This window comes from Halomonas salipaludis, from assembly GCF_002286975.1.
GTDB classification, from domain to species: Bacteria; Pseudomonadota; Gammaproteobacteria; order Pseudomonadales; family Halomonadaceae; genus Franzmannia; species Franzmannia salipaludis.
This window is the reverse complement of record NZ_NSKB01000001.1, coordinates 71,689-97,439: the sequence shown is the minus strand read 5'-3', so window position 1 is coordinate 97,439 and position 25,751 is coordinate 71,689. Positions and strand designations below refer to the sequence as shown.

General features: G+C 66.7%; 26 protein-coding genes. 17 read left to right on the top strand and 9 right to left on the bottom strand.

Annotation, left to right across the window (positions count from 1 at the left end):
• Nucleotides 1-7: 7 nt before the first annotated feature.
• The gene (locus CK498_RS00510; protein ID WP_095618916.1) at nt 8-934 is read left to right on the top strand and encodes a hydroxymethylglutaryl-CoA lyase; all 927 of its coding nucleotides are present in this window, start codon (nt 8-10) and stop codon (nt 932-934) included.
• Nucleotides 935-950: 16 nt separating this feature from the next.
• Here the strand turns inward: CK498_RS00510 and CK498_RS00505 are convergent, their stop codons facing one another.
• Together CK498_RS00505 and CK498_RS00500 are read right to left on the bottom strand one after the other, a co-directional pair.
• Nucleotides 951-2,225, bottom strand: coding sequence for an ArgE/DapE family deacylase (locus CK498_RS00505; RefSeq protein ID WP_095618915.1), 1,275 nt, complete (start codon nt 2,223-2,225; stop codon nt 951-953).
• 34 nt (nt 2,226-2,259) lie between these two features.
• Nucleotides 2,260-2,934 (bottom strand): GntR family transcriptional regulator, encoded by a 675-nt coding sequence (locus CK498_RS00500; protein ID WP_095618914.1) that lies wholly within the window; start codon nt 2,932-2,934, stop codon nt 2,260-2,262.
• A gap of 333 nt (nt 2,935-3,267) precedes the next feature.
• Between CK498_RS00500 and CK498_RS00495 the strand changes: the two genes are divergently transcribed.
• From CK498_RS00495 to CK498_RS00465, 7 genes are all read left to right on the top strand, one after another.
• The gene (locus CK498_RS00495) at nt 3,268-4,821 is read left to right on the top strand and encodes an ABC transporter substrate-binding protein (RefSeq protein ID WP_095618913.1); all 1,554 of its coding nucleotides are present in this window, start codon (nt 3,268-3,270) and stop codon (nt 4,819-4,821) included.
• Between the two features lie 75 nt (nt 4,822-4,896).
• Nucleotides 4,897-5,874 carry an ABC transporter permease gene (locus CK498_RS00490; protein WP_095618912.1) on the top strand — a complete coding sequence of 326 codons (978 nt, stop codon included), beginning with the start codon at nt 4,897-4,899 and terminating at the stop codon, nt 5,872-5,874.
• A complete protein-coding gene (locus tag CK498_RS00485; protein WP_095618911.1) occupies nt 5,871-6,707 on the top strand; it encodes an ABC transporter permease in 837 nt (278 codons plus the stop codon). The genes CK498_RS00490 and CK498_RS00485 overlap by 4 nt, the downstream gene beginning before the upstream one ends.
• 13 nt (nt 6,708-6,720) lie before the next feature.
• On the top strand, nt 6,721-8,346 hold the full coding sequence (locus tag CK498_RS00480) for an ABC transporter ATP-binding protein (RefSeq protein WP_095618910.1): 1,626 nt from the start codon (nt 6,721-6,723) through the stop codon (nt 8,344-8,346).
• A 19-nt stretch (nt 8,347-8,365) separates the two neighbouring features.
• Nucleotides 8,366-9,754, top strand: coding sequence for an FAD-binding oxidoreductase (locus CK498_RS00475; RefSeq protein WP_095618909.1), 1,389 nt, complete (start codon nt 8,366-8,368; stop codon nt 9,752-9,754).
• A 38-nt stretch (nt 9,755-9,792) separates the two neighbouring features.
• Entirely contained in the window at nt 9,793-10,896 is a 1,104-nt protein-coding gene (locus CK498_RS00470) for a pyridoxal phosphate-dependent aminotransferase (RefSeq protein ID WP_095618908.1), read from the top strand.
• Between the two features lie 62 nt (nt 10,897-10,958).
• Nucleotides 10,959-12,167 (top strand): MFS transporter, encoded by a 1,209-nt coding sequence (locus CK498_RS00465; protein WP_095618907.1) that lies wholly within the window; start codon nt 10,959-10,961, stop codon nt 12,165-12,167.
• A 276-nt stretch (nt 12,168-12,443) separates the two neighbouring features.
• On the opposite strand, the gene CK498_RS00460 is transcribed toward CK498_RS00465, so the two are convergent.
• The gene (locus CK498_RS00460) at nt 12,444-12,662 is read right to left on the bottom strand and encodes a hypothetical protein (protein WP_095618906.1); all 219 of its coding nucleotides are present in this window, start codon (nt 12,660-12,662) and stop codon (nt 12,444-12,446) included.
• Nucleotides 12,663-12,854: 192 nt separating this feature from the next.
• On the bottom strand, nt 12,855-13,739 hold the full coding sequence (locus tag CK498_RS00455; RefSeq protein ID WP_095618905.1) for a helix-turn-helix transcriptional regulator: 885 nt from the start codon (nt 13,737-13,739) through the stop codon (nt 12,855-12,857).
• 118 nt (nt 13,740-13,857) lie between these two features.
• Between CK498_RS00455 and CK498_RS00450 the strand changes: the two genes are divergently transcribed.
• From CK498_RS00450 to CK498_RS26055, 5 genes are all read left to right on the top strand, one after another.
• Nucleotides 13,858-14,562 (top strand): ABC transporter permease, encoded by a 705-nt coding sequence (locus CK498_RS00450; RefSeq protein ID WP_095618904.1) that lies wholly within the window; start codon nt 13,858-13,860, stop codon nt 14,560-14,562.
• On the top strand, nt 14,559-15,314 hold the full coding sequence (locus tag CK498_RS00445; RefSeq protein ID WP_095618903.1) for an ABC transporter ATP-binding protein: 756 nt from the start codon (nt 14,559-14,561) through the stop codon (nt 15,312-15,314). The genes CK498_RS00450 and CK498_RS00445 overlap by 4 nt, the downstream gene beginning before the upstream one ends.
• A 51-nt stretch (nt 15,315-15,365) precedes the next feature.
• Entirely contained in the window at nt 15,366-16,175 is an 810-nt protein-coding gene (locus CK498_RS00440) for a substrate-binding domain-containing protein (RefSeq protein WP_095618902.1), read from the top strand.
• Between the two features lie 115 nt (nt 16,176-16,290).
• Nucleotides 16,291-17,583, top strand: coding sequence for a glycerophosphodiester phosphodiesterase family protein (locus tag CK498_RS00435; RefSeq protein ID WP_095618901.1), 1,293 nt, complete (start codon nt 16,291-16,293; stop codon nt 17,581-17,583).
• Between the two features lie 5 nt (nt 17,584-17,588).
• Complete coding sequence (locus tag CK498_RS26055; protein ID WP_176475674.1) at nt 17,589-17,762, top strand: hypothetical protein; 174 nt, start codon at nt 17,589-17,591, stop codon at nt 17,760-17,762.
• Between the two features lie 30 nt (nt 17,763-17,792).
• Here CK498_RS26055 and yddG read toward each other — a convergent pair whose 3' ends face one another.
• Both yddG and CK498_RS00425 read right to left on the bottom strand, forming a co-directional pair.
• On the bottom strand, nt 17,793-18,689 hold the full coding sequence (yddG, locus tag CK498_RS00430; protein WP_095618900.1) for an aromatic amino acid exporter YddG: 897 nt from the start codon (nt 18,687-18,689) through the stop codon (nt 17,793-17,795).
• Between the two features lie 42 nt (nt 18,690-18,731).
• Complete coding sequence (locus CK498_RS00425) at nt 18,732-19,463, bottom strand: helix-turn-helix domain-containing protein (RefSeq protein WP_095618899.1); 732 nt, start codon at nt 19,461-19,463, stop codon at nt 18,732-18,734.
• A gap of 146 nt (nt 19,464-19,609) precedes the next feature.
• On the opposite strand from CK498_RS00425, the gene CK498_RS26050 reads away from it, so the two are divergent.
• Both CK498_RS26050 and CK498_RS00420 read left to right on the top strand, forming a co-directional pair.
• Nucleotides 19,610-19,768, top strand: a complete 159-nt coding sequence (locus CK498_RS26050; protein ID WP_176475666.1) for a hypothetical protein — start codon at nt 19,610-19,612, stop codon at nt 19,766-19,768.
• A gap of 70 nt (nt 19,769-19,838) precedes the next feature.
• A complete protein-coding gene (locus CK498_RS00420) occupies nt 19,839-20,246 on the top strand; it encodes a VOC family protein (RefSeq protein WP_095618898.1) in 408 nt (135 codons plus the stop codon).
• Nucleotides 20,247-20,293: 47 nt separating this feature from the next.
• Here the strand turns inward: CK498_RS00420 and CK498_RS00415 are convergent, their stop codons facing one another.
• Genes CK498_RS00415 through cysK form a run of 3 tightly spaced genes read right to left on the bottom strand, consistent with a single transcriptional unit; the run spans nt 20,294 to nt 22,766 of the window.
• A complete protein-coding gene (locus tag CK498_RS00415; RefSeq protein WP_095618897.1) occupies nt 20,294-20,638 on the bottom strand; it encodes a TfoX/Sxy family protein in 345 nt (114 codons plus the stop codon).
• Nucleotides 20,639-20,689: 51 nt separating this feature from the next.
• Nucleotides 20,690-21,274, bottom strand: coding sequence for a carboxymuconolactone decarboxylase family protein (locus CK498_RS00410; protein WP_095618896.1), 585 nt, complete (start codon nt 21,272-21,274; stop codon nt 20,690-20,692).
• Between the two features lie 13 nt (nt 21,275-21,287).
• Nucleotides 21,288-22,766, bottom strand: coding sequence for a cysteine synthase A (gene cysK, locus CK498_RS00405; RefSeq protein ID WP_095618895.1), 1,479 nt, complete (start codon nt 22,764-22,766; stop codon nt 21,288-21,290).
• A gap of 160 nt (nt 22,767-22,926) precedes the next feature.
• Here cysK and CK498_RS26045 point away from each other — a divergent pair, with 160 nt between their 5' ends.
• Nucleotides 22,927-25,173, top strand: a complete 2,247-nt coding sequence (locus tag CK498_RS26045; RefSeq protein ID WP_176475673.1) for a hypothetical protein — start codon at nt 22,927-22,929, stop codon at nt 25,171-25,173.
• Nucleotides 25,170-25,718, top strand: a complete 549-nt coding sequence (locus CK498_RS00400; RefSeq protein ID WP_176475672.1) for a DUF4242 domain-containing protein — start codon at nt 25,170-25,172, stop codon at nt 25,716-25,718. Before CK498_RS26045 ends, CK498_RS00400 begins: the two co-directional genes overlap by 4 nt.
• The last annotated feature ends 33 nt before the right edge of the window (nt 25,719-25,751 follow it).

Here is a 25,751-nt window from a genome sequence, read left to right as displayed (position 1 = left end):
AGCGCCCATGCCTTCACTACAGATCAACGAGGTGGCACCCCGCGACGGCCTGCAGATCGAAGCCGAGTTCGTGCCCACCGCGGACAAGATAGGCCTGATCGATGCCCTCTCCGCCACCGGCCTGGCGCGCATCGAGGCGACCAGCTTCGTCTCGCCCAAGGCCATTCCCCAACTGCGCGATGCCGCCGAGGTGGTGACCGCCATCCAGCGCCGTCCGGGCGTTGGCATTACCGTGCTGGTGCCCAACGTCAAGGGCGCCGAGCGGGCACTGGCCTGCCACGTCGACGAGGTCAATCTGGTGATGTCGGCGAGCGAATCCCACGGCCTGGCCAACCTGCGCATGACGCCGACGCAGTCCCTCGAGCAGTTCGCGGCCATTGTCGAAACCGTCCGCGCCCCCCCTCAGGGGCGCGAGGTCTTCATCAACGCCTCGCTCTCCACCACCTTCGGCTGCCCCTTCGAGGGTGAGGTGCCCGAGGCGCGTGTACTCGATCTGGTCGAGCGACAGCTGGCCCTGGGCGTGCAGGGCGTGAGCCTATGCGACACCACCGGCATGGCCAACCCGGCCCAGGTCAGGCGGCTGTGCGAGGCCGTGCTCGCGCGCTTCCCGGAGACGCCCTTCACGCTGCATTTCCACAATACCCGCGGCATGGGCCTGGCCAATGCGCTGGCCGCCTGGCAGGCGGGCATCACCCGCTTCGACGCCTCGCTCGGCGGGCTCGGCGGCTGCCCCTACGCACCCGGCGCGACCGGCAACGTCTGCAGCGAGGACCTGGTGCATATGTTCGAGGCCATGGGCGTGTCCACCGGAGTCGACCTGGACGCCCTGCTGAAAGTCTCTGCCACCCTGCCCGGGCTGATCGGCCACGACACCCCGGGGCAGGTAGCCAAGGCCGGCAAGGCCGACCGCCGCTATCCCATGCCGGCCCGCTGAGCGCGGCGGCCCGGGACTAGTCGCCCAGCTGCTGCCAGCGGCAGATGAACAGCGCGTAGGCCTTGAGGGTATGGCGGATCGACTCGATGTCGACCCGCTCATCGATGCCGTGGATGCGTTCCGCCACCGGCCCATAGCAGCTACCGGGTACGCCGCCCGCCACATGGAAGGCGCACAGGTCGGTGATACAGGTGGAGAGATAGCGCTCGGGCTCACCGCCACTCAGGGCCCGATGGCACTCGCCGAGCAGTTCGATCCCCGGCGCCTCGAGGTCGACCAGGTGACCCGGCGAGCGAAAGCCGTGAAATTCGACGTGGGGGGCGTTGCCGGGCAGCGCCAGGTCGTGGTGCGCGCGGGCCACGCAGGCCTCGAAGCGCCGCATGATCTGCTCAGGCGCCACTCCCGGCGCAAAACCGATACGCCCCTCGATTTCCGCGTGGGCGGGCACGCTGGAGGCCCAGTTACCGCCATCGAAGCGGCCGATGTTGAGATTGAACGGGTGCTCGAAGGCGTCGTAGGGTGGCTCGCGCTCGGCGTTGAGTTCATCCTCGAACGTCCTGAGCGCCGGGATCAGCCGCTGCATGGTCTCGATGGCATCGCTGCCGGCGGTGGCATCGAGTACGTGGGCCGGCACGCCGTCGACGCGAATCCGGAAGCGCAGCACGCCGGTCTGACCGGTGTAGAGGCACGGCCCGAAGGGCTCCGGGATCAGCACGCAATCGCCGCCGTAACCGGCATTGACGCAGGCCAGCGCGCCGTTGCCGCTGCACTCCTCTTCAATCACGGTCTGCAGCGTCAACGGCGTCTCGATCGCCACCCCGGCGCGGCGCACCGCGGCGACCGCCATGATCATCGCCGCCACCCCCGCCTTCATGTCGCCGGCGCCACGCCCATACAGCCAGCCATCCTGGCGCCACGGCTCCCAGGGCGGACGCGTCCAGGTATCGATGGGCTCCGCCGGCACCACGTCGAGATGGCCATTGAACACCAGATGTCGCCCCGGGGCATCGCGGTTGAGTGCCGAGACCAGGCAGTAGCGCCCGGCGCCGGACCACGCCACCGGCGCATACTGGGGGTGCTGCAGTAGGCTCGGGGCATCCATCGCCACCCGCTCCACTGGCAGCTCGAGCCGCTCGAGTGCCGCTTCCATCGCCGTCAGCACGCCCTGCTCCTGGCCCAGCACGCTATATTCACGCACCAGGGTTTCGGTCAGAGCCAGGGTTTCCTCGAAGCAGGCATCGCACTGCTCGAGTACACGCTGTTCCCGCTCACTCAACGGCTCACTCGTCATCGTCCCTCCCCGGCGCTCGGTTGCAGCTGGCGCGTCAGGCGCCCAGCCCCTGAATCACATAGTCCCGCGCCACGCCGATGTGGTAGTCCACCTCCTCGCGGCAGCGCTCGGGTTCGCCGCTGGCCAGGGCCTCGATCAGCGGCCAGTGGTTAGCGGCGATGCGCTCGGGCTCAGCGTGGGTGCGCTCGATCAGCGCCATGCACAGCCGCAGCTCGTGGGACAGGTCGTCGAAGGCCTTGAGCAGGCGGCGGTTGCCGGCCATCTCGAACACCAGCCGATGAAAGCGCAGGTCAGCCTCGATCTTGCGCCCATCATCACTGCCCTCGGCCAGCGAACACATTATCTCGACCTGCCGCGAGAGCTGGACCTTGGCCTCGGTGTCGAAACGTGCCACCAGCAGTTCGAAGGCGTGGCGCTCGTAGCACAGCCGCAGGTCGAAGACATCGGCCAGGTCCTCGCCGTTGAGTTCGCGTACGAAGAAGCCCTTGCGCGGCCGCGATATCAACAGGCCGCGGCTCTCCAGCAGCCGCGCCGCCTCGCGTACCGGCGCGCGACTCACGCCCAGCTCGCGGGACAGCTGCACCTCCGACAGTCGCACCCCCGGCGCGTAGTGGCGCGCGATGATCGCCTCGCTGAGATAGTCGGCCACCTGCTCGACGAGGTTGGTCTGCTGCAGCCGCGGCGCAGCAGGCGGGGGGTTGGCATGCATTGAAGTCCCTCTGCTCCAGAATCCTGAGACGCTAATGTATTTACAGTATGGCCAAACATCACGCCATGTCGACCACCGACTGTCGACAGCTTGGGTGGGCGTTGCTATGTTCAAAGACGACGAGCTTTTGCCATCGACGTACAACAGCAACAAGACGTACCAATAGAAACGCTGAATAAATCGGCGAGCGGGATGAAACACAAGGCGCACGGAGCACAGAAACCGGAGCCTATGGGGTATAGGTGAGGATTTCGCGCATCGCGCAACGCAGTGGTTCGCCCGCGCAGACATTTATACGGTGTTTCTCAAGACCAACAACAAGGGACGTACATTATGAAGACTCCTCTGGCCCTGGCCATTGCCGCCGCGGCACTTTCTGTCTCCACCGTTCATGCCGACGAGCCTCGCCACGGTGGCACCATCGACACCATCATCCAGCCCGAGCCGCCGGGCCTGGTGCTGGGCATGATCCAGAACGCCCCGACCCGTACCGTGGCCGGCAACATCTACGAGGGGCTGCTGCGCTACACCACCGACCTCGAGCCCATGCCGCAGCTGGCCACGGATTGGGAGGTCAGCGAGGATGGCCGCACCTGGACCTTCCACCTGCGCGATGACGTGAGTTGGCACGACGGCGAGCCCTTCACCGCCGAGGACGTGGTGTTCTCCGCCGATGTCTTCCACCGCGAGCTCAACCCCAGTGCCCGCGCCGTGCTGCAGCACATCGAGTCGATCGAGGCCGTCGACGACTACACCGTCGAGTTCACCCTCGACGAACCCTTCGGCCCTTTCCTGATCTCTTTCGAGGCCGGCACCTTCACCATGATCCCCAAGCATCTCTACGAGGGGACCGACTTCCGCGACAACGAGCACAACAACCACCCCATCGGTACCGGCCCCTTCAAATTCGACAGTTGGGACCGCGGCACGGTGATCCAGCTGGTCAGAAACGATGACTACTACGAGGATGACCTGCCCTACCTCGATGGCATCAACTGGCACATCATCCCCGACGGTGCCTCGCGTGCGGTGGCCTACGAGAACGGCACCGTCGACGTGTTGCCCTATGGCACCGTCGAGAATTTCGACATCCCTCGCCTGGCCGAGCTCGACAACACCTGCATGACTGAGGCGGGCCACGAGTACTTCAGCCCCTTCGCCATGCTGTGGATGAACAACCGTGAAGGCCCCACCGCCGACAAGCGCTTCCGCCAGGCGGTGATGCACGCCATGGACCGCGAATTCGCCCGCGACGTGCTGTGGAACGGACTGGGCAACGTGCCGTTGGGCGCCTTCGGCTCCAATGCGCGCTTCCAGAACCCCGACCTCGAACCCTACGACCACGATCCCGAACGTGCCCGCGAGCTGCTCGACGAGATGGGCTATGACGGCGAAGAGGTACGCCTGCTGCCGCTGCCCTACGGCGAGACCTGGACGCGCTGGGCCGAGGCCGTGCAGCAGAACCTGCGCGAGGTGGGCATCGAGGTGCGTACCGAAGCCACCGACGTCGGCGGCTGGAACCAGCGCCTCGGCGACTGGGACTACGATCTCGCCTTCACCTATCTGTTCCAGTATGGCGACCCGGCACTGGGTATCTCGCGCACCTACCTCTCCACCAATATCGAGCGCGGTTCACCCTGGAACAACGTCGAGGGCTACGAGAACGAGCGGGTCGACGAGCTGTTCAACGAGGCAGCCACGGCCTTTCCCGACGAGGAGCGTGAAGCGCTCTATCATGAGGTCCAGGAGATCCTCCAGGAGGATGTGCCGGTGGGCTGGTTGCTGGAGCTCGGCTTCCCGACCCTCTACCGCTGCGATGTCCAGGACCTGGTGACCTCCGGCGTGGGCGTCAACGACGGCTTCAAGGACACCTGGCTAGATCGCTGATCGCTACCCACCGATTGACCCGGGGCGGTGAAACGCCCTGGGTCGAGGCGTCCTCTCCCAGCCCGAGGCCTTGGCATGCTCTACGTCCGATTGATCACGATGCGGCTGCTCAAGGCCGTCGTCGTGCTGTTCATGATCATCATCTTCAACTTCGTGTTGATCCAGCTCGCCCCCGGCGACCCCGCGGCCATCCTGGCCGGTGAGGCCGGCGCCACCGACGAGGAATTCCTGCGTCAGCTGCGCGAACGCTTCGGCCTCGACCAGCCTCTCTATGTACAGCTGTGGCGCTACGTCTCCGGCGTCGCCATGCTCGACTTCGGTTTCTCCTACCGCCAGCAGATGCCGGTCCTCGACCTGATTCTGGCGCGCCTGCCGGCTACCCTGCTGCTCACCGGCACCGCCTTCGTGCTATCCCTGTTCCTGGGCATCGTCGCCGGCTCGCTGGCCGCCGCCCGCGTCAAGAAGCCCTCCGGCTCGATCATCATGGCGCTGGCGCTGCTGTTCTATGCCACGCCACTGTTCTGGGTCGCGTTGATGTCGGTGGTGCTGTTCTCCGTCTACCTGGACCTGCTGCCCGCCTACGGCATGTACACCGTGGGTGCCGGCCACACCGGACTGGCCCTGGTCCTCGATGTGGGCAAACATCTGATCCTGCCGGCCACCACCCTGGCGCTGTTCTTCATGGCGATCTACACCCGCATGACCCGCGCCTCGATGCTCGATGCCAGCCAGCAGGACTTCGTCAAGACCGCCCGCGCCAAGGGGCTCAAGAACAGTGTCATCCAGCGACGTCACATCCTGCGCAACGCGCTGCTGCCGATCATCACCCTGGCCGGCCTGCAGGCGGGCCAGATGGTCGGCGGCGCCATCCTCACCGAGACGGTGTTCGCCTGGCCCGGCATCGGCCGACTGATGTTCGAGGCGCTGCAGCAGCGCGACTACAACCTGCTGCTGGGCATCTTCTTCTTCTCGGCGGCCCTGGTGATCCTGTTCAACATCATCACCGACCTCGTCTACGGACTGGCCGACCCGCGCATCAAGGAGGGCTCATGAGCTTCTTCGCCCGCTTTGCCCAGAACCGCGGCGCCCTGATCGGGCTGATCATTCTCCTCACGATCATCGCCATGGCGATCCTTGCCCCGCTGCTGTTTCCCGAGTCGCCCTGGCGCATGGTGCAGCGCCCTTTTCTGCCACCCATGGAGGTCGACGGCTTTCCGCTCGGCACCGATACCATGGGCCGCAACGTGGCCGCGGGGCTGATGCACGGCGCCTGGGTGTCGCTGCTAATCGGCCTGGTCTCGACCACGGTGGCACTGGCCATCGGCGTACCGCTGGGTGCCATCGCCGGCTACTATGGCGGCCTGATCGACGACGCCCTGATGCGCTTTACCGAGTTTTTCCAAACCATTCCCAACTTCGCCCTGGCCATCGTGCTGGTGGCCATCATGCAGCCCAGCATCACCTCCATCGTGCTGGCCATCGCCATCGTCAGCTGGCCCCCGGTGGCGCGCCTGGTGCGCGCCGAGTTCCTGTCGCTGCGCAACCGCGAGTACGTCGAAGCGGCGCGCCTGGTGGGCCAGTCCAACACCACCATCATCCTGCGCCAGATCCTGCCCAATACCCTGTCGCCGATCATCGTGCTGGCCTCGCTGATGGTCGCCACCGCCATCCTGCTGGAGTCCGCGCTCTCCTTTCTGGGGCTTGGCGACCCCAACGTGATGTCGTGGGGCTACATGATCGGCGCGGCACGCACCGTGATCCGCCAGGCCTGGTGGCTGAGTTTCTTCCCCGGGGTGGCGATCCTGCTCACCGTACTGGCCCTCAACCTGGTGGGCGAAGGCCTCGACGACGCCTTGAACCCGAAACTCGCCCGCGAGCGCTCCTGAGGGGGGAAACACCATGACCGATAGCCAAGCGACGCCCCTGCTCAGCCTGCGTAATGTCAGCATCGCGCTGCCCAAGGGCGCCGACCGCGCCCTGGCCGTGGAGGACGTCAGCTACGACGTGTTTCGCGGCGAGATCCTGTGCGTGGTGGGCGAATCCGGCTCCGGCAAGTCGATGGCCGCCAATGCGGTCATGGGCCTGCTGCCCAAGGGCGTCTATACCAGCGGTGGCGAGGCGATCTTCGACGGCCAGGACCTGCTGCAACTCAGCGAAAAGCAGCACCGCACTCTGCGCGGGCTGCGCATCGGCATGATCTTCCAGGAGCCGATGACCGCCCTCAATCCGTTGATGCGGGTCGGTGCCCAGATCGCCGAGGTGTTCGAGGCCCACGGCCAGTTCAATGGACGGGAGCGCCAGCAGAAGGCCCTGGCACTGCTCACTGAGGTCGGCATCCCGGACCCCGACAAGGCGATTCGCGCCTACCCCTTCCAGCTCTCCGGCGGCCAGCGCCAGCGGGTGATGATCGCCATGGCGCTGGCCCTGGAGCCGGAGCTGCTGATTGCCGACGAGCCGACCACGGCGCTCGACGTCACCACCCAGGCGCAGATCCTCGAGCTGATCCGCGACCTGCAGCAGCGTCGTGGCATGGCGGTGATGTTCATCACCCACGACTTCGGGGTAGTCGCCGAGATCGCCAACCGGGTCTGTGTGATGCGCTACGGCCAGATCGTCGAACTCGGCGAAGCCGAGGCGGTGCTCAAGCACCCCTCCCACGACTACACTCGGGCGCTGATCGAGGCGATTCCCAGCGATGTGATTCCCGAAGCGCGCGGCGCCGAGACCGATACCCCGCTGCTCGAGGTGGTGGGACTCAACAAGGTCTTCCGCTCCAAGGGCGGGCTATTCAAGCCGGCCCGCGAGGTACACGCCCTGCAAGACGTCTCTTTTTCGCTAGTCAAGGGCGAAACCATCGGTATCGTCGGTGAGTCGGGCTCCGGCAAGTCGACCCTGGGGCGCTGCGTGGTGCGCCTGGAGCGTCCGGACAGCGGCACCCTAAGCCTCTCCGGCACCGACTTCATGCACCTGCAGGGCGAGGCGCTGCGCCGCGAACGCCACCGCGTGCAGATGATCTTCCAGGACCCCTACGCCTCGCTCAACCCGCGCCACCGGGTCGGCTACGCCATCGCCCAGGGGCCCATCGCCAACGGCACGTCCAAGGGCCAGGCCATGGCCAAGGCCAAGGAACTGCTGGCACTGGTGGGGCTCGACGGCACCGACGACCGCTACCCCCACGAGTTCTCCGGCGGCCAGCGCCAGCGCATCGGCATCGCCCGGGCGTTGGCCATGCAGCCCGAGCTGATCGTCGCCGACGAAGCGGTCTCGGCGCTGGACGTATCGATCCAGGCCCAGATCCTCGAGCTACTGGAGGAGCTCAAGCAGAAGCTCTCGCTATCGCTGCTGTTCATCACCCATGACCTGCGGGTGGCGGCACAGATCTGCGACCACATCGTCGTCATGCAGCACGGACGCATCGTCGAGCAGGGGCCGGCCCGGGAGGTGTTCCTGGCGCCTCGCGAGGCTTACACTCGCGAACTGCTGGATGCCATTCCCGGCCGCGAGCACGAACTCGCCGATGCCTGACAAGGAGACCAAGCAACGAATGGATGCCCTGCTGAAAGAGATCGCCGCCATCGTCGGCGACGCCCATGTGCTGACCGGCGAAGCGGTCACCGCTCGCGTGGTGGACTGGATGACCGGCGCCCCCTGCCAGGCGGCGGCCATCGTGCGCCCGGCCAGCACCGAGGACGTCGCCGCGGTGATGCGCGCCTGCCACGCGGCACGCCAGCCAGTGGTCACCCACGGCGGCCTCACCGGCCTGGTACACGGCGCCGAGGCCAGCGATGATGAGCTGGTCATTTCGCTGGAGCGCATGGCCGCCATCGAGACCCTCGACCCGGTGGGCGCGACGCTCACCGTGCAGGCCGGCGCGCCGCTGCAGCGCGTCCAGGAGGCCGCCGAGGCGGCCGGCCTGCAGTTCGCCCTCGATCTGGGCGCCCGCGGCAGCTGCACCATCGGTGGCAATATCGCCACCAACGCCGGCGGCATCCGCGTGATCCGCTACGGCATGATGCGCCAGCAGGTGCTGGGGCTGGAGGCGGTACTCGCCGACGGTAGCGTGGTCAGCTCGATGAACCATATGCTCAAGAACAACGCCGGCTACGACCTCAAGCAGCTGTTCATCGGCAGCGAGGGCACCCTGGGTATCGTCACGCGTGCCGTGCTGCGCTTGCAGCCGCCCACGCCGGCGGTGCAGACCGCACTGGTCGCCTGCCCGAGCTTCGCCGCGCTCACCGGCCTGCTCGGCCACCTTGGGCGCTCGCTGGGCGGCAGCCTCGCCGCCTTCGAGGCGATGTGGCAGAGCCACTACCGGCTGCTGACGGTAGAGAGCCAACGCCATGCGCCGCCGCTGACGCCGGATGCGCCGTTCTATGCCATCGTCGAGTCGCTAGGCAGCGACCCCGACAGCCACGCCGCGCAGTTCGCCCAGGCCCTGGAAACGGCCCTCGAGCATGAGCTGATCGGCGATGCGGTGCTGGCCCACTCCGACAGTCAGCGCCAGGGGCTGTGGGCCATCCGCGAGGACATCGAGGGGCTGATCCAAGGCCTCTCGCCACTGTTCACCTTCGATGTCAGCCTGCCTATCGCGGAAATGGAGGGCTATGTCAGCAACGTCGAGGCGGCGATCCATCGCGACTGGCCGGCCGGCCGCGTGGTCACCTTCGGCCACCTCGGCGACGGCAACCTGCACCTCTCGGTGGGCGTCGGCAGCCAGGACCCGGCCACCCGGCGCGCAGTGGAGCAACACGTCTATGCGCCCTTGGCCGCGCTCGGCGGCTCGGTCTCCGCCGAGCATGGCATCGGCCTCGAAAAGCGCGACTACCTGGCGCTCTCACGCAGCCGGGAAGAGCTCGCCCTGATGCGCACCCTCAAGCAGGCCCTGGACCCCCATGGGCTGCTCAACCGTCATAAGGTCGTGGCGAACGACTGAACGCCGCCACCTCGTTTCACGCTTCTTTGGAGTCACCCATGCCCCGCTTTCCCGACCATCTCAGCGGCGACGGCCCCCACAACCCCTTCCCCGGCGTGCGCGTGCTGGAGCGCCGCCTGGGACGCGAGATCCCCCATCAGTTGGGCTCCAACGAGGGCCTCGACATGCCCCATCGCGCACTACGCGAGCACTTCGGCGACGCCATGGCCGAGCACGTCTACAGCTACGGCGACGCCGAGGCGCTGGGCATCCGCCAGCGCCTGGCCGAGCAGCAAGGCATTGCGCTGGACGCCATGCTGGTCGACGCCGGCGCCGACAGTCTGATCGCGCTGGCGCTGCGCGCTAGCGTGGTGTTCGGCGACTGCGTGGTGGGCACCGCCGGCACCTACCCCACCTTCGGCTACTTTGCCCGCGGCCAGGGCTGCCGGCTGGTGGAAATCGCCTACGACGAGGGGCCCGGCCGCCTGGCGCCGGACCTAGAGGCCCTGGCCCGCGCCGCCCACGACCACCAGGCGCGGCTGGTGTATCTCGCCAATCCCGACAATCCCAGTGGTCACCTGCACGGTGACGACGCCATCCTGTCGCTGCGCGCGGCCCTACCCGACGACTGCTGGCTGCTGCTCGACGAGGCCTACCATGACTTCCGCGAGGATGCCGGCAGCGAGTTCGGGCGCCGCGTGCTGCCCGGGGTGATTCGCCTGCGCACCCTGTCCAAGGCCCACGGCCTGGCCGGGCTGCGGGTCGGCTACGCCATCGCCGAACCCGAGACCCTGGCGGTGATGATGAAGGTACGGATTCACTATGCGGTGTCGACGCTGACCCAGGCTGCCGCCGAAGTGGTATTGGATGCCCCGGCGGAGAGCGATGCCCACGTGCGGGCGGTGCGCGCGCGCCGCGAGCGGCTCAGCGAGCACTTCCGCGCGCTGGGCGCCGACGTGCTGCCCAGCGCCACCAACTTCGTCGGCCTGCGTCTGCCCAGCGCCGAGCTGGCCGGGCGCGTGCATCGCGAGATGCTCGAGGCCGGCAAGCTGATCGCCCGCCCCGCCGACCCGGCGCTGGGCCACGTGCTGCGCATCACCGCGGTGGAGAACGCCCTGGCACCCGGGCAACTGGCCATCCTGGAAGCTGCCCTCGGTCGTTAGTAGGCAAGAATGCTCAGACTCAGTATGGTGATATTCACTAGCCTGCAAATAGTTATGACGACATGGATGCCATCCGACGCCACTCACTGCTAATTATCATACTCGGCAGTATGATCGTGACCTTGGCCACCGGCTTACGCCACGGTTTCGGGCTGTTTCTCGAGCCCATGAGCTCGGAGCTGGGCTGGGGCCGCGGTGTCTTCGCCACCGCTCTGGCGATTCAGAATCTACTCTGGGGGCTCTCGCAACCTTTTGCTGGCGCCCTGGCCGACCGATTCGGCGCTGCCCGAGTGGTGGTGGTGGGCGGCGCCTTCTACACCCTGGGCCTGGTGTTGATGGGGATCTCGGAATCGCCACTGGGCATGACCCTCTCCGCCGGGGTACTGATCGGACTGGGCCTCTCCGGCACCACCTTCTCGGTAATTCTTGGCGCCGTGGGACGTGCGGTGGCTCCAGAAAAGCGCAGCATGGCAATGGGCATGGTCAGCGCCGCCGGCTCCTTTGGTCAATTCGCCATGCTTCCTGGTACCCTCGGCCTGCTGGGGTGGCTGGGATGGTCGGCAGCGCTGCTGGCGATGGGGGCTATCGCCGCGCTGATGCTGCCCCTTGGTGCCATGCTACGTGATCGCCCCTCAGCCAAGGCCACCAGCGATATCAGCCTAGCCACCGCACTCAACGAGGCCTCCAACCATCGCGGTTTCTGGCTACTCAGTCTGGGGTTCTTCGTCTGCGGTTTTCAGGTGACATTCATCGGTGTCCACCTGCCCGGCTACCTCTTCGACAGCGGTATTGCCGTGCACGTTGGCAGCACGGTGCTGGCCCTGGTCGGCCTGTTCAATATCTTCGGGACCTACGCCGCCGGGTGGCTGGGAGGACACTATTCGAAGCCACGCCTACTCACCTGGCTTTACCTGATCCGCGGAGTCGTCATCGCCCTTTTCCTGCTCACCCCGCTAAGCCCGCCCAGCGCCTACTTGTTCGGCATCGCCATGGGGCTTCTGTGGCTCTCTACGGTGCCGTTGACCAATGGCATTGTGGCCTCGGTCTTCGGCGTGCAGCACCTTTCCATGCTGGGCGGCATCGTCTTCCTCTTCCACCAGCTCGGCTCCTTCTTAGGCGTCTGGCTGGGGGGCTACCTTTACGACATCCACGGTGACTACGACATGGTGTGGAACATCGCCATCCTGCTTTCGGTGGCGGCTGCAGCTCTCCACTGGTTCATCAACGAACAACCCATCAACCGCACCACTCCCAGCGAGATCAGCGCATGAGCCTGGCTACGCGACTTGCCGTGCTGGCGCTACTGAGCGGTGCCCTGCTGCTGACATGGTGGGGTTGGCACGCCCTCGACCCCGGCATGCTGCTGCTCGGCAGCCGACTATGCTGAGTGGTACCTCGTGAAGCGTCAGCCGCTGTCGAGACATCTATACTGCGCTGCAGCACGCATGCGGATTGAGCATTAGGCCAAAGCCATTGCCGCGCAATGGAGCGTCAAACGCCCTACTCCCTGCCTTCCTCCCAGCTAGGCCGAACCAGCTGGTGTGGCCTCAGCAGCGTCCCTTCTTGCGCTGCCCCGGCGGGCAGAAACCACCGCGGCGACGGTCGTCATAGTGGTAGTAGTGATGGGAATTCCGGCTGCCACGATGGTGGCGATGATCGCGGCCATCGATCTCGATCAGCGGTTCGGGGGTAATCCGCGCCGGCGAGTAGCTGCAGCCGGCCAGGGTCAGTGCCACGGCAGCAATCGTCAGGGGTAACAGTCGCATGGTCTTGCCTCATGAGGATAAGGAAACAGTCCGTTATCCCCTTCGCTCCCGGTTCGGCCGGCATCTCGACCCCGCTTGGGGTCGCGCCTCTGATGGGCGGGCAGGCTCGAACAGCGTTCATTAATTACTATATCCGATCTCTGCCACCAACAAGCGTCCAGAATATGGAAACAATATGACGCTAGGCGCGCCTTAGGCGTTATAGACCACCTCCCCCAGCTCGCCGAGGTCGTACCCCCCGGCCCGCGCCGCCCAATCCCGGCAACGCGGGTCGTGGGCGAAGCGCATCAGCCGCTGCAACGGCGCCTCGAAGTAGCTACGGCGGCGCAGCAGCAGGTCGAAGCACTCATCGTGCAGGCCGATGAAATCGAGCCCATGACGCCGGGCCGCCGCCTCCACCCCGAGCCCCGCATCGGCATCCCCACGGCGCACTGCCAGCGCCAGGTCATCCTCGCTCAGCGCCACGTTGGGACTCAGGTCGAGTGCCTCCAGGCGCATGCCGGCCCGCGCCAGCAGCAGCGACAACAGCCGCTCGGCACCGGCGTCCGGCTGGCGATGGGCCAGCACCACCTGGGGCCTGGCCAGGTCGGCGAGCCCGGCAATGTCCAGCGGATTGCCGGGGGCCAGCATCAGCCCCTGGCGGCGCCGTGCCCAGCGGATCGCCACCAGGTCACGCATACCGCCCAACCCCAGTGCCAGCGGGTCATTGTAGCGCCCGCTATCCGGGTCGAGCAGATGCACGCCGGCCACCAGCGCCTGCCCCGCCAGCAGCCGGCGCACGCCGTCACCGCTGCCGTGGCATAGCGTCGCCAGTTGCGAGCCCGACTCGCGCACCGCCCACTCCAGCAGTGGGTCCTGACTGCCGGCGAGGATCGCCGCCAGTGGCTCGCGGCTGCGCTGGTCGCCCTCCAGATGGTTCATCAGCCACAGGTCCAGCGCCTGGCGCGGAAACAGCAGCTTGCCGGTCACCCGGGTGCAGGGGACCAGTTCCTGGCGTACCAGGTCGTAGAGCTTGCGCTCCTTGAGGCGCAAGTAATCGGCGGCCTCGCGGGTGGTGAGGTAGGCGTGGGCGGTCATGGCAGGCCTTTCAGGCGTCAAGGGTGGCATTTGGCTGCATAGGGCTGCATTGATTACAGCACATGATGCATATAACGGCATAACGGCACATCATGCAGCGACCTGCATGGAGCCCGTAATGCCACTCGCCGACAACGCCTTTTCCACCGCGCTGACCCTGATCGTTACCCTCGACCCGGCGCTGCTGAATATCGTCAGCCTGTCGCTGCAGGTGTCGCTGAGCGCCGTGCTGATCGCCGCCATGATCGGCCTGCCACTGGGCGCGGCGCTGGCGCTGTGGGCCTTCCCCGGCCGCGGTGCGGTGGTCGTGGTGCTCAACGCCTTCATGGGTCTGCCGCCGGTAGTGGCCGGCCTGATGGTCTATCTGATGCTGTCACGGGCCGGGCCGCTGGGCAGCCTCGGGCTGCTGTTCACGCCCACCGCCATGGTCATCGCTCAGGTGGTGCTGGTACTGCCCATCGTCGCCGCCCTGACCCGCCAGCATATCGAGGCGTTGCTCGCCGAATACCGCGAGCAGTTGACCTCCTTCGGGATGGGGCGCGCGCGCATGATGCCGACCCTGCTGTGGGACGCCCGGGTGGCCCTCACCACCGTGGTACTGGCCGGCTTCGGCCGCGCCAGCGCCGAGGTCGGCGCGGTATTGATCGTGGGGGGCAATATCGACGGCGTGACCCGGGTGATGACCACCGCCATCGCCCTGGAGACCAGCCGCGGCAACCTGGCGCTGGCGCTGGGCCTGGGCCTGGTACTGCTGCTGCTGGTGGCCTGTGTCAACGGCGCCGCGCACCTGCTCGGCGAGCGCGCCAGGAGGCAGATGGGATGAGCGACTTGAGCCAACCGCATCTGGCCCAGGCCACGACGGCCCCGATGCTACCGCTATCGCTCGACGGCGTGCGCTTCAGCCATCGAGGCCAGCGCCTGCTGGGCGACATCGACCTTCGCCTGGGCGCCGGCCGCAGCCTGATCATGGGGCCCAACGGCGCCGGCAAGAGCCTGCTGATGCGCCTCTGCCACGGCCTGTTGACACCCAGCGTCGGGCAGATCCGCTGGAACGGTCAGCCGCTGAGCCCGGCGCTGGCACTGCGCCAGGCGATGGTCTTCCAGCGCCCGGTACTGCTCAAGCGCAGCGCCCAGGCCAACCTCACCTATGTGCTGGCGATCCGCGGCTGCCCGCGGCGCCTGCGCAAGGCCCGCGCCCAGGCAGCGCTGGAACGCTTCGGCCTGGCCTCGCTCGCCCAGCGCCCGGCGCGGGTGCTCTCCGGCGGCGAGCAGCAGCGCCTGGCGCTGGCCCGGGCCTGGCTGCTGGCGCCCGACATCCTGTTTCTCGACGAGCCCACCGCGGCCCTCGACCCCGCCGCGATTCGTGCCGTCGAGGAGGCGGTCAATCAGTTTCATCAACGCGGCACCAAGATCGTGATGACCACCCACGATCTCAACCAGGCGCGCCGCCTGGCCGACGACGTGGTGTTCCTCAACGCCGGACGGCTGCTCGAGCACAGCCCCGCCGAGCGCTTCTTCGATACGCCCCAGAGCAGCGAGGCCGCCGCCTTCGTACGCGGCGAGCTGCCCTGGTAGCTGGCAAGCAGCGCCGCTAGAACAGCGCTACCATGACAACAAGGAGCTCCCATGCCACGTCGCCATCTACTCTCGACCTTCGCGCTAGGCATCGCCCTCTCGGCGCCACTCGCCACCGCTGAAGAGCGCTTTATCACCCTGGCCTCGACCACCTCCACCGAGCAGTCGGGGCTGTTCGCCGATATCGTGCCGCAGTTTCGCAAAGCTAGCGGTATCGACGTCCGCGTGGTTGCGGTGGGCACCGGCCAGGCCTTCGAGATCGCCCGCCGTGGCGATGCCGACAGCCTGCTGGTTCATGATACCCAGGGCGAGGAGCAGTTCGTCGCCGATGGCTATGCCAGCGAGCGCCTCGACGTGATGTACAACGACTTCGTGCTGATCGGCCCCCGCGACGACCCGGCCGGCATCGCCGACGCCGACAGCGCGCTCGACGCCTTTAGCCGTATCGCCGAGAGCGGCACACCGTTCGCCTCGCGCGGCGACGACAGCGGTACCCACCGCGCCGAGCAACGCTTCTGGCAAGACGCCGGGGTCGATACCGCCGGCGGCTGGTACCGCGAGCTGGGCAGCGGCATGGGCCCGACCCTCAACACCGCGGCGGGGATGGACGCCTACGTATTCGCCGACCGCGCCACCTGGCTGGCCTTCGACAACCGCCAGGATCTCGCCATCCTGTTCGAGGGTGACGAAGCGCTGTTCAACCAGTACGGCAGCCTGCTGCTGGACCGCGAACGCCACCCGCACCTCAAGCACGACCTCGCCGCACAGTGGCACCAGTGGCTGGTCTCGGACCAGGGCCAGGAGGCGATTGCCGGCTACGCCATCGACGGCGAGCAGCTATTCTTTCCCAACGCCGAGTGAGAGGCCAAGGCTTGCGCCGGGGCTGACATAGGGCCTTAACATCACGGTCATGCCACACGTTCACTCTCTCAGCGTGGCTTCCCCTATCCGGCTTAGAACAAACGCGAGGCTTGAAATGAAGACGCTCCCCTTGATGCTCACTTGCGCTGGCCTGGCAGCACTGCTGCTCACCCCTATCAACGGCGCCGCCCAGGACGATATCGCCGCTGCCGGCCACGTTACCCTGGGGCCCCGCCCACTGTTCCTGGTCCAGGACATGGATGAAGCGACCCAGCGCTCACGCGAACTCAAGGCAGAGCTGCTGAACTGCGCGGCCAATACCGGCGAGTGGCAGCGCAGCGACTTCAGTATCAGCCACCGCGGCGCCCCGCTACAGTTCCCCGAGCACACCCGTGAATCCTTCCTCGCCGGTGCCCAAATGGGGGCCGGCATCCTCGAGTGCGACGTCACCTTCACCGCCGACCAGGAGCTCGTCTGCCGCCACTCCCAGTGCGACCTCCACACCACCACCAACATCGTCGCCACCGAGCTGGCCCAGCAGTGCAGCGTGCCGCCGGCGTTCAACGAGGCGGGCGAACTGACCAACGCCGCTGATATTCAGTGCTGCACCAGCGATATCACCCTGGCGGAATTCCGTACCCTCGAGGGCAAGATGGAGGGGGCCAACACCGCAGCCACCAGCATCGACGGCTACTTGGCCGGCACCCCCGGCTGGCGTACCGACCTCTATGCCACCCGCGGTACCCTGATGAGCCATGCCGACAGCATCGAACTGTTCAAGGCGCTGGGCGTGAAGATGACCCCGGAGCTCAAGGCACCCAGTGTCGAGATGCCGTTCAACGGTATGAGTCAGGCCGATTACGCCCAGAAGATGATCGACGAGTACAAGGCCGCCGACGTGCCGGCCAGCGACGTCTACGCCCAGTCGTTCTCGCTCGACGACGTGCGCTACTGGATCGACAACGAGCCTGAGTTTGGCGAGCAGGCCGTCTACCTCGACGGTCGCTATAGCCAGGACGATTTCGATCACAGCGACCCCGCCACCTGGTCGCCGAGCATGGCAGAGCTGGCCGACCAGGGCGTGCAGATCCTCGCCCCGCCGATGTGGATGCTGCTGGCCTCCAACCCCGACGCCGCTGACGACGAAAGCCACATCGTGCCCTCGCTCTACGCCGAGCGCGCCAAGGCTGCCGGGCTCGACCTGATCGCCTGGACCTTCGAACGCTCCGGCCCGCTGACCGAAGACGGCGAGTGGTACCACCGCACTACCGATGACGTGATCGACAAGGAGGGCGACAAGCTGCTCAGCCTCGATGTGCTGGCCCGCGATGTCGGCATCATCGGCCTGTTCAGCGACTGGCCCGCCACCGTGACCTTCTACGACAACTGCATCAACGCGAGTCGCTGAGTCACATGTCTTTCGAGCAGGTGAGCCTTGGCAATATCGGCATGAAGGGGCGGGTTGTCGCCAAGCGCGTCAACGCCTTAGTTCGTCACTACGATACTCACCGCGCGATGGCCGTGGTGGGGCCGGTCATCTCGCTGCTCCTGCTGATCGTGGTGGACTCACTGTCAGGCTCGTTTTGAGCGGCTCGTTCCCGCCCCCGTGCGCCCGCCTCAGGCGGAGCGCACGGGGATCTCCCGCTTCTTGCGGCGAACCAGCGCGCCGCTACCTACCAGCATGCCCAGGGTGATCACGCCTGCCGCCAGGGCCAGCAACGGCGTGGCCTCGGCGTAGCCGGCCACGATCAGCACCAGTGTCGAGAGCAGCGGCGTGGCGTAGGCCAATAGCCCGAGCAGGTGCAGGTCGCCGTGCTTGACGCCGATATCCCAGGTGAAGAAGGCACTGCCCACCGGCCCCAACCCCAGCCCGGCCACACCCAGCCACGCACTGCCCTGGGGCCAGCGCGTGGCCTCGAATAGGCCGTGGCAGGTGAAGGCCAGCAACGAGGTGACCAAGCAGAAACCGCCCACGGCGCTGGTCGGCACCGCTTTCTTGGCTCGCGATAGCACCGAATAGCCGCTCCACACCAGGGCACAGGCGAAGGCCGCCCCATAGCCCAGTACGCTGCCGCCAGCGCCCAGATCGCCGCCAATCAACAGCGCCGCCCCGGCAAAGCCCAGCAGCCCGCCCAGTACATGCCTGGGCAGCAGTCGCTCCCCCGGCAGCAGGCCGACGAACAGCACGATGAGCAACGGCCACAGATAGCTGATCAGCCCCGCATTGGCCGGCGGTGCGTTCTGCTGGGCGACGAAGTAGAGCGCGTGATAGCCGAACAGTCCGCCCACTCCCAGCGCCCACACCGAAGGCGCCTGACGCAGCGGCGCCGTGAACGACTCACGCCGCCCCAGGCTCCAGGCCAGAAAGCACAGGAAGGCGATGCCGAAGGCCAGCCCGGTGAGCAGGAACGGCGGCACCGGCCCGGAGAACTGCGTCAGGGTGGCGAGCAATGCCCAGTTGAGAATGGTGGTGGCCCCGATGGCCGTGGCCTGACGGCGGGAGAGCGATAACATGGCGCAAGCCTCATCAACAACGTCGAGGCTTCAGCATGCCGTTCAGGCCATGCTGTCGCTTGTCGAATCCTGACCTCTACGCCGCCACTTGCCGGGCGACACCCCATGCCACTGGCGGAAACTCTTGGAAAAATGGGCGCTGTCGGCGAATCCGCAGTGCTGGGCCAGCTCGGTCAGCGAGACATCGTCGCTCAGCAGCAGCGCGCGAGCCAGTGCCAATCGTTCCCGCACCAGCCATTCGTGGGGCGATTGGCCTGTCAGCATACGGAACTGGCGGGCGAAGACGGCCTCGGCCAGGTGGCAGCGGCGGGCCATCTCGGCCACGCGCCAGGGGTGCGCCAGGTCGGCGCGCATGGCAGGCAGCAGATCGAGCAGCTTGAGCCGCGGCGGCACCAGCCGACGCCCACCGGCTCCAAGCGCCAGCTCGAGCCAGCGGGCCAGCGCCTGGTCGGTGCCGCCAAGCCTTTCTCCCTGGGACACCAGCGGCTCCGGCAAACGCCGCGCCGAGCCTTCGAACAAGCCATCCAGGACCAGCGCCTCGCACCACCCCTCGGGGAGGTCGAGCACCAGCACGCGGTTGTCTCCCGGCGCCAGATAATGATGCAGGTCGCCGCTGGCTACCGGGGCCAGCACACCGCGGGTCACGTGAATGAGCCGCCCTGCCGCTTCCAGTTCCAGGGCACCGTCTAGCCCCAGCAGTAACTGGTGAAAACCGTGGCGATCGCTCAGTTCGCGATCAGGATAGCTGCGGGTTTCGACAAGAAGGCTGTCCATGACATGTCCAGGCATTATGGTAGTGCTTCTTGAACCGTCGGGTAATGGGGTTCTGGTCCCGTATCGAGCATGCTACGACCGAAACAGGATAACGTATCGCATCCTTGGACGGTGGCCGAATTTAGCTAAGCTGAACCAGGCAATGCATGGCAGGCAGCGGCCCAAGTGCGCTGCCGCTCATCGCCCAGTTCGGTGCACCCACCGTTCTTGGCTTCACGCTGATACTCACCGTGGCCTGGCTGATCTTCGGCCTGCTCTACTTCGGCCGCATGGTACCGGAGCGAGGGCGCGGCAGGTGGAAGTGACTCAAGTGCTGGAGCCTACCGACCGCCTGAGCCATAGTGTCTATGGGCTCATCAAGAGAACCGGGAAAGCATGCTGCCTATCCAAGGAATCGATCATCTGGTGCTGCGCATCCGCGACACCGACGCCATGCTCGCCTTCTACTGTGACGTGCTGGGCTGCACGGTGGAGAAGCGTCAGGAAGAGATCGGCCTGATCCAGCTGCGCGCCGGAAGCAGCCTGATCGACCTGGTACCCGTGGCAGGCCAACTGGGACAGCGTGGCGGCGCCGCCCCGGGCCGCGAGGGGCGCAATCTCGATCACTTCTGCCTGCGCCTGGAGCCCTTCGACGAGGAGGAGATTCGCCGACACCTAGCCACGCACGACATCGAGGCCGGCGAACTCATGCAGCGCTACGGCGCCGAGGGCACAGGCCCTTCGCTCTACCTCGAAGACCCCGAAGGCAACACCATCGAGCTCAAGGGGCCTCCCACCATCTGAGCATCACCGTCGGAGAAGCTGCACCGAGGTGGCAAACAAGCCGACCATCAGGGTTTCGCCTTGCGCTTGCCCGCCTGGGCGCGCAGGGCGGCCTCGAAGGAGCGGCGTGCCCAGGCGGCAGCCAGCTCGCGGTCCTCGAACAGCTCCTCCGGCGCCTGGTAATAGGACATTTGCACCACCCTGCCGCCCTTGTCGTACGCGAACGGCTCGAGCCCCTCGCGCTCGAAGTCGCCCAGGTTGTACTCATCGACCTTGAGATAGAGCGTCTCGTCGGCCACCAGCGCGAACATCAGGCCATCGTGATAGATGCCGTGGCCGCCGAACATGCGCCGTGCGGTGATGGGGCCAAACAGCTCGAACACGTCGCGCAGCGAATCGGTATATTCGCTCACGGCATCTCCTCCATGCCTATGGGATGTCCATCATTCTGGCTTACGACCGGCTCAACTCAAAGCCATCGGCCTGCCCACGCAAAGCGCCTCACTCAGCTCGGTGGGCAGCTCGCGGTAGGCGGCATCGGGTTCGGCCCCCAAGCCATCGAGAATGCGCGTGAAGAAGGCGCGCCCGGCGACCACGGCGACGATGTCGAATATTTCGTCGTCGGCAAGCCCATGGGCGCGCAGTGTTTCGATATCCTCTGCACCGACCTCCTGAGCGCGGCAGGCCACCTTGGCGGCAAAGGCCATGATGTCGCACTCGGCCTCGTCGAGCGCACCTTTCTCTCCGAGCACCATGGCCTGGGTGGCCGCCATGCCCACCAGCTCCGAGAGGAACTTGGCATGTGCCAAGGAGCAGTAGGAGTTGCCCAGGGCACGGGCGGCGGCAACGGTCACCAGCTCGTAGCGGCGCGCCTCCATGGGGCGGCGGACAGTGGCGATCAGCGTCGCCCAGGCCTTCATCACCTCGGGGCGATGACAGAACAGCCGGGCATAGTTGGGCAGGTAGCCGAAGTGCGCCTGCTGGCGCTGATACATGGCCTGCACCTCGCCTTCGGCCTGCTCGGGTGGCGTCGTTGCGATATAGCTCATGGGTCTCTCTCCCTCAGGCCGTGACGGAACGTGGATGTAGCCAAGTCGGCAGCAGCAATTCGGTGTCGATGATGGCCTCGGCGTCATATGCAACGCCGCACTCAGCAAGATGACGGCCCAGGCTGCCGTCGTGCCATGCCTCGAACAGTTCGCTGCAGCCCCCGATGGATTGACCGTCGATGAAGATTTGCGGGATGGTCGGCGCTCCGCAACGCCGCGCCAGCACTGGGCGCAGGCGCACCCCCATGTCGCCGGCCTGATAGGCGGGTGAGTCGAGATCCACGCTCAGGTAGTCGACCCCCAGGCGGTCGAACAACTTACGCGCCGACCAACAGAACTCGCACCAGGCCAGCGCGAACATCACCACCGGCGTCTGGGTCAGGTAGTCGTCGAGCCGGCGCTCGGCCTCGATATCGCTGACCGCCTCCTGTGGCGTGACAACCTGCGATACGGGAGTGACAGCCGGCGTGTCGAAGCGACAACCTGGCGTTGAGCGCGACAGCGCCAGCTCCTCCTCGTTCATCTCGTCCTCGATACCCTCGAACAGCGGCGTGGACTGGTAGCGCTCGCCGGTGTCGGGCAGCATGCAGACGATATGGCTGCCGGCCGGCGCCCGCCGAGCCACCTGCAAGGCCGCGGCCAGGGTCGCACCGGCAGATATGCCGACGAAGATCCCCTCCTTGCGGGCCAGCTCTCGGGCCAGCCGCAGCGCCTCCTCCCCGGCCACCGGCACGACGTCGTCCACTACACCGGCGGCTACCGCCTGCTGGGTCAGCGGCGAGATGAAGTCGGGGCTCCAGCCCTGCATCAGGTGCGGGCGGAAACGCGGATGACTGACGCCTGCCGGCTGCGCCTCGCCGCTGCCCAGCAGCGGAGCGTTGTCGGGCTCGGCCACGACGATGCGAATACGCGGATCGGCCGCCTTGAGCACCCGGGACACGCCCTTGAGCGTACCGCCGGTGCCGAAGCCGCTGACCCAGGCATGAATCGGCTCGCCCTGCATGTCGTCGAGTATCTCCCTTGCCGTGGTGCGGCTGTGCACCTCGGCGTTGGCCTCGTTCTCGAACTGGCGGCACAATAAGTAGCCGTGCTTGTCTGCCAGTTCGATTGCCTTGGCCAGCATGCCGCTGCCCTTCTCGGCGGCCGGCGTCAGTACCACGCGGGCACCGAGGAAACGCAGCAGCCGGCGCCGCTCCAGGCTGAAGCTTTCCGCCATGGTCACCACCAGCGGGTAGCCTTTGCGTGCGCAGACCATGGCCAGGCCGATGCCGGTGTTGCCACTGGTGGCCTCGATGACCGTCTGGCCCGGGTGCAGGTCGCCGCTGCGCTCGGCTGCCTCGATCACCGCCAGCGCCATGCGATCCTTCACCGAGCCCATGGGATTGAAGGCCTCCACCTTCACGTATACGTTGACGTCCGGCGGCGCCAGGCGATCCAGGCGTACCAGTGGGGTACGACCGATGGTTTCGAGAATGCTGATGTATCGAGTCATGTGAGGCTCCTCGGGATGGGGTCCGAGTAGAGACTCGCTCAGGTCCGAGTAAGCAGGCGTGGTAACCAGCGTGGTTTTTTGCCGGTGCGACGCAGCCTGCAGTCAGGCTCGTGGACACTGCGCAGGCTATACTGATTGGGATGCCTCACAGGGCCGGGAAATGAACGCGCTGACCCTCAATCTGCTTGGCGATCTCGAAGTGATTCGGGACGGACAGGTATTGGCGCTGCCGCCCTCGAAGAAGACACGCGCCCTGCTCGCCTATCTGGCGCGCCACTCGCGCCCCCTGAGCCGGGAACACCTGTGCGACCTGCTCTGGGAACTACCTGACGACCCACGGGGCTCGCTGCGCTGGAGCCTGTCGAAGCTGCGCCGCCTGATGGACACCCCAGGCCGAGCCCGGCTCATGGCCGACCGGCGAGGCGTGGGCCTGGATACCACGGACATCGATGTCGATGTGGCTGGCCTGCATGCCGTTCAGTTGACGGCCGCCGCCATCGAAACCCTCGAACGCACCGCCTGCCGCTACCGCGGCCCTTTTCTCGAGGGGCTGGAACTGGCCAACTTCCACGACTTCCACGGCTGGTGTCTGGCCGAACGCGAAGCCGCCCTGCGTGCCCAGACGACGTTACTGGCGGCCCTGGTCGAGCGTCTCGTCGATACTCCCGAGCGCGCCCTTCCCCACGCTCACGCCTGGGTGCGCCTTGCCCCCTTCGACGAAGCGGCACGCGCCGAACTGGTGCGCCTGCTGCTGGCCTTGCATCGCCCACGCGACGCCGAACAGCAGCTGCAGCTGGGCGTGCGCCTCAGCCGCGAGGCTGGCCTGCAACCCGGCGGCCAGTTGCTGCGTGCCTGGCGCGAGGCCAAGCAAGCCCAAGGCCCACTGCCGATCAGTACCGACACGGCGTTGCCACCTCGCTCCACTCCCAACCGTGGGCTACCCGCCCTGGAGGGCGACACCCTGGAAGTGATGCGCTGGGCGGCGCTGCTGGCTCCCGCCCCCGACCCCGCTACGCTGGGCCAGGTCTCTGGGCTCGACACCAACCGAATCGGCATCGCGCTGGAGTTCGCCGAACGTCACCAGTGGCTCTCCATCAGCGCCGAAGGGCTGCGCTTTACCCACGCTGAAGCGGCCACCGAGCTCTACCAGGCGATTTCGCCGGCACGGCGTCAGGCCATGCATCGGCGTATTGCCGAATGGCTGGCCGCAAGGCCCCTCAACGATATGCGCCAGGCCAGCAGCCTGGTTCACCACGCTCATGCCAGCGGCGACCTCGAACTGGCTACCCGAGCAGTGATCGAAGCCGGACGCTACTGCCTGCGTATCCTCGCCAACCAGGACGCCCAGCGCTTCGCCCAGCGAGGCCTGGCACTGATCGAGGACATGACCGGCACCCGGCGTATCTGCCTGGCCCTGGAACTACACGATATCCTCTATAGCGCCGCGCCCCTGGCGGATTGGGAGAGTGGCGCCGGCGAAGTAGTGGCGCTTGCCGAGCTGGCCCTGGAACAGGGCGCACTCGCCCATGCGCGGCTCGGCTACCAACTGGCTAGCCATATACGCTGGGCCCACGGCCAGTGGGGTGATGCTCATGAGCAGGCACTGCAAGCGGAGCGCGCAACACGCTGCGCCGGGGGCCGCGAACAGGTCATCGCCATGGCTGAAACCGCCCGCTGCCTGGCGATGCTGGAACGCGACCTGCACCGGGCGGTCGAGCTGCTCAGCGAAGCGCGCGAGCTGGCCATCCAGCTGCGTATCGGCCACCCCGCCATCCCCCTGGCCCAAGGCCTGCTCAGCCTGCATGAGGATCGTTTCGATAAAGCAGCGAGCTACTTCATGGAGGCCCGCACCCTGTGCAGAGCCATGGGTGATCGGCTGGGTGAGTTCCAAGCGCTGGAGACGCAGTTGCTGATCGACCTGGAGCGTGACGACTACGCACGGGCCCGGGAACGCTGCGCCCTGCTGCAGGAGCTCGGCAAACGCCTGCGCGACGGCAGCGAGGCACCCTATGCTGCTGCCGCGCAGGCCTTGTGCCACTATGCCCTGGAGGACGACCCCGCCCCCTTCAGCGTCGCCCTCGTCACCCTGCGCCACGCCGATGCGCGCCATCGCCTGGCCGTGCTGTTGTTGCAAGCAGCCCGGCTCGACCTCTCACGTGCACGAACCGAAAGTGCCAGGCACCGCGCCAGCGAAGCCCTGGAGCACGCAAGGGTGCTCGAACGCCTCAGCGAGCAATTGCTGGCCCACGCGCTGCTGGCCGAATGTGCCCAGCGCCTTGGCGACACGGCCGGCTGGAAACAGCATACCCAGGCCGCCGAAGCACTGGCGCGACAGCCCGTTGCCGGCTGGGCTCGACGGCGCTGGCAAGCGCTGCTGAGCCAGCCCGCAGCCGAGGACGAAGCATGATCGACGTCATCCTGGAACGCGACTTCGAGCGCCCCCTCGAATCGCCGCTGGTACGCTCACTGACCGAGGCGGCCCAGCCGTGTTTCGACCTGTATCGGATCCAATGGCAGGAGAGCCTGCTGGCACGCGATGGACGCCGCCTGGTCTGCCATTTCCAGGCCCCCGACATCGAATCGGCGCGTATCGGCCTGCGCCAGGCCGGCGCCGACATCAGCTCGCTGTGGGGCGGCAGCGTGCACGATCCCCCCGGCCTGAAGGCCACGGAGCTGGCGACCGCCAACGTCCTGGTCGAGCGCCACTTCGCCGCCCCTGTCACCTTCGAGGCGATCCAGGCCCTGGAGAACGCCGGAGCCGCCTGCCTATCCAACCATCGCGTGCGCTTCCTGCGCAGCCATTTCTCTCTCGACCGGCGGCGCATGCACTGCCTCTACCAAGCGCCCGATGCCGAATCGGTACGCCTGGCCCAGCATCAGGCCGGCATGCCGGTCAGCCGCATCTGGGCCTTTCAGCGTATCGCACCGGCCGATACCACGGCGCAGCCTTGAAAAACCACGCCCTCTCCCACGCTGGGTCTCACG

Coding starts and splice junctions, on each gene's coding strand:
- CK498_RS00445 (WP_095618903.1), top strand. CDS start 14,559: ATGAGCGACTTGAGCCAACCGCATCTGGCCCAGGCCACGACGGCCCCG.
- CK498_RS00475 (WP_095618909.1), top strand. CDS start 8,366: ATGGATGCCCTGCTGAAAGAGATCGCCGCCATCGTCGGCGACGCCCAT.
- CK498_RS00440 (WP_095618902.1), top strand. CDS start 15,366: ATGCCACGTCGCCATCTACTCTCGACCTTCGCGCTAGGCATCGCCCTC.
- CK498_RS00505 (WP_095618915.1), bottom strand. CDS start 2,225: ATGACGAGTGAGCCGTTGAGTGAGCGGGAACAGCGTGTACTCGAGCAG.
- CK498_RS26045 (WP_176475673.1), top strand. CDS start 22,927: ATGAACGCGCTGACCCTCAATCTGCTTGGCGATCTCGAAGTGATTCGG.
- CK498_RS00485 (WP_095618911.1), top strand. CDS start 5,871: ATGAGCTTCTTCGCCCGCTTTGCCCAGAACCGCGGCGCCCTGATCGGG.
- CK498_RS00500 (WP_095618914.1), bottom strand. CDS start 2,934: ATGCATGCCAACCCCCCGCCTGCTGCGCCGCGGCTGCAGCAGACCAAC.
- CK498_RS00510 (WP_095618916.1), top strand. CDS start 8: ATGCCTTCACTACAGATCAACGAGGTGGCACCCCGCGACGGCCTGCAG.
- CK498_RS00495 (WP_095618913.1), top strand. CDS start 3,268: ATGAAGACTCCTCTGGCCCTGGCCATTGCCGCCGCGGCACTTTCTGTC.
- cysK (WP_095618895.1), bottom strand. CDS start 22,766: ATGACTCGATACATCAGCATTCTCGAAACCATCGGTCGTACCCCACTG.
- yddG (WP_095618900.1), bottom strand. CDS start 18,689: ATGTTATCGCTCTCCCGCCGTCAGGCCACGGCCATCGGGGCCACCACC.
- CK498_RS00460 (WP_095618906.1), bottom strand. CDS start 12,662: ATGCGACTGTTACCCCTGACGATTGCTGCCGTGGCACTGACCCTGGCC.
- CK498_RS00420 (WP_095618898.1), top strand. CDS start 19,839: ATGCTGCCTATCCAAGGAATCGATCATCTGGTGCTGCGCATCCGCGAC.
- CK498_RS00450 (WP_095618904.1), top strand. CDS start 13,858: ATGCCACTCGCCGACAACGCCTTTTCCACCGCGCTGACCCTGATCGTT.
- CK498_RS00480 (WP_095618910.1), top strand. CDS start 6,721: ATGACCGATAGCCAAGCGACGCCCCTGCTCAGCCTGCGTAATGTCAGC.
- CK498_RS00410 (WP_095618896.1), bottom strand. CDS start 21,274: ATGAGCTATATCGCAACGACGCCACCCGAGCAGGCCGAAGGCGAGGTG.
- CK498_RS26050 (WP_176475666.1), top strand. CDS start 19,610: ATGGCAGGCAGCGGCCCAAGTGCGCTGCCGCTCATCGCCCAGTTCGGT.
- CK498_RS26055 (WP_176475674.1), top strand. CDS start 17,589: ATGTCTTTCGAGCAGGTGAGCCTTGGCAATATCGGCATGAAGGGGCGG.
- CK498_RS00465 (WP_095618907.1), top strand. CDS start 10,959: ATGGATGCCATCCGACGCCACTCACTGCTAATTATCATACTCGGCAGT.
- CK498_RS00425 (WP_095618899.1), bottom strand. CDS start 19,463: ATGGACAGCCTTCTTGTCGAAACCCGCAGCTATCCTGATCGCGAACTG.
- CK498_RS00490 (WP_095618912.1), top strand. CDS start 4,897: ATGCTCTACGTCCGATTGATCACGATGCGGCTGCTCAAGGCCGTCGTC.
- CK498_RS00435 (WP_095618901.1), top strand. CDS start 16,291: ATGAAGACGCTCCCCTTGATGCTCACTTGCGCTGGCCTGGCAGCACTG.
- CK498_RS00470 (WP_095618908.1), top strand. CDS start 9,793: ATGCCCCGCTTTCCCGACCATCTCAGCGGCGACGGCCCCCACAACCCC.
- CK498_RS00455 (WP_095618905.1), bottom strand. CDS start 13,739: ATGACCGCCCACGCCTACCTCACCACCCGCGAGGCCGCCGATTACTTG.
- CK498_RS00400 (WP_176475672.1), top strand. CDS start 25,170: ATGATCGACGTCATCCTGGAACGCGACTTCGAGCGCCCCCTCGAATCG.